Consider the following 553-nt stretch of genomic DNA (forward strand, 5'->3'; position numbering starts at 1 on the left):
CAAAGATTTTGATACTGGAGGTGCAAAATTCATCCCTTACATGAATGTTTTCGGCGGAGATAATCAGTCTGCGACCACCAGGCTATAGGTCGCATGACAGGCCACGCAGTTGTTCATCAGATCTGTTAGCTGCTCCCGGGTATGCAGGGGGTCACCCAACTGCTCGGCATCCAGCGCCAGCTGGTCAAATTGCGAGTGGGCGGCGAATCCCAGTTTCTTGAACGTCAGGGGCAGCTTGCCGATCAGCGCCGGCGGTACCGCAGTCTGGGCTGCCATGCCCACTTTCCTGGCTGCTGCCGCCGCAGCTGCCATATCTTCTGTATTGGTTGCGGCGATGATTGCCTGTACGGCCACCAGGAAATCACGCATCTCACCCAGCACCATATTGCGCTCGGCTGTGGTCAGTTGCAGCGCCTGGCGACCATCCGGTGCCTGCACCACGCTGCCGACAAAACCGAATTTATACACTGCGGCGCCAATGGCCAACAGCAGGAGCAACAGGACAGTCCAGCAAAATTTACACATACCTTTGTTCCAGAAATCGTAGAAGAAG

At 55.7% G+C, this 553-nt stretch carries 1 protein-coding gene; it reads right to left on the reverse strand.

The window, feature by feature from the left end:
* Nucleotides 1–63 precede the first annotated feature (63 nt).
* Nucleotides 64–553 (reverse strand): hypothetical protein (locus ACOCD2_RS25570; protein ID WP_293689845.1); only part of this gene is annotated, 490 nt, incomplete at its 5' end.

The sequence above is a fragment of the Thiolapillus sp. genome (assembly GCF_048562965.1).
GTDB lineage: Bacteria > Pseudomonadota > Gammaproteobacteria > Chromatiales > Chromatiaceae > Thiolapillus > Thiolapillus brandeum_A.